At 42.1% G+C, this 1,635-nt stretch carries 1 protein-coding gene; it reads right to left on the bottom strand.

What is annotated here, in order from left to right:
- Positions 1 to 1,481, bottom strand: a 1,481-nt coding sequence (locus G7Y39_RS13330; RefSeq protein WP_241160070.1) for an N-6 DNA methylase, incomplete at its 3' end; no start/stop codon positions are given.
- Between the last annotated feature and the right edge of the window lie 154 nt (positions 1,482 to 1,635).

Genomic DNA, 1,635 nt, shown 5'->3' with positions numbered 1-1,635 from the left:
TGCGGCAAAACAATAGCCATTCTACCTCCCGGTTTCAAGAAGTCAAGGTTACGCTCAACAAACAAAATATCACGGCTCATATTTGTAGCCTGCTTTAATTTTGTTTTACGGAATGTGCCATCACTCATTTGATAGACTGTTTCGCCATTGTTTGACAAGGCCTCCGGGAAAGTTGGCTCACCTACTTCCACCGTAGCCCCTTGTGGCGCATTTTTCAATTTTTCCAGTGATACGCTTCGGCTCAAATCATATTTGGATAATATACGGCTTTCTTTTACATCTCCTGCAAACGGAGGATTTGCCATGACGATGTCAAAACAGAAATCACGATTGCTGCTTTTATTGGCACGCAATTTCTTTAACTTTTTCCAGCCTTCGGAATATGTATCGCTCCAATTCTCATCCTTTACACTTTCATCCCAACGTTCGTAATCAAGAGTATTGAGATGCAACACATTAGTTTGTCCGTCACCTGCAATAAGATTAAGAGTCCGGGCTACACGTACAGCCTTTTCGTCAAAATCAATTGCGAAAACATTATTTTGTACATAATCTGTACATTCGGCAGGTTTTTCTTCCAATGTGAACAGATGGCTACGACTCAGCTCTTTGGACTTTAAGATGCTCTCCCAAACATGAAAAATTGTATGAACAGGGAAACCGCAACTACCCGCAGCCGTATCAATCATCTTTTCATCAACCTTGGGATTGAGCATCTTTACGCACATATCAATCACATATCGCGGTGTAAAGTATTGCCCTTTCTCCCCTTTGCTGCTCTTATTGATAAGATACTCAAATGCTTCATCTACCACATCAAGGTTTGAGTTGAACAATTTTACATCTTGCAACGAAGCTACACAGACTGATAAATGTGATGGAGTGAGCAAAAGTTTAGCGTCATCGGTAAACACTCCTTGCCATTTCTCTTTTGCTTTGTCAAACAGTGCTTGTAGCTTGTCCTTCAATTCTGTTTCAGTATCTCCATAGTTTCGGAATTCCAAATTTCTGTCAGGCTTACGCCCGCTTTCCATTTCGTCGAACAGTTTAGTGAAAATAAGTTTGAACACTTCCTCAAACACATCCACGCCTGCGCCAGCCAATACCTCGTCCTCCATTTCAAGAATGAGGTCTTTAAGTGACTTACGCTCATTCACCAATTTATCTTTCTTGATAAGGTCTGCAATCTTCCAACGTTCAGAGAGGATATCAGAGAGTTTTTGGTCAGCACGAGGGATGTTGCTTAAATCTTCAAAATAATTCGGGTCTTTGCGGTGGTAGTAAGAAACCTGCCGACCGTTACTCCATACACCGATTGGAGCACCTGTAGCGTTGCAATAACTCTTCAGTTGCTCTTTGCCGTCTTTCAATTTAGGCTTTTTCAATTCCACAATGATATATGGGCTTGTGGTTTGCTGCTTGTCAAAAACAACAATATCCGCACGCTTTTTCTCTCTGCCGAATGTGACTTCATACTCCAGTTCTATTCGAGATATCGGATAGTAACTATTCAGTCCCCCACACAGGCACGCCCGTGAAATAAACAGAGGTAACAGTTGGCCATCCGGGCACACAAGTCACCTCTGTCCGCAAAATGGCTAACGCCGTTTTGCTATCGAAAAAGATGGTATCTTT

Source organism: Parabacteroides sp. ZJ-118 (genome assembly GCF_011038785.1).
In the GTDB taxonomy this organism is placed as follows: Bacteria; Bacteroidota; Bacteroidia; order Bacteroidales; family Tannerellaceae; genus Parabacteroides.
The sequence above is the reverse complement of the archived record's forward strand: the minus strand, read 5'-3'. Positions and strand labels throughout refer to the sequence as shown.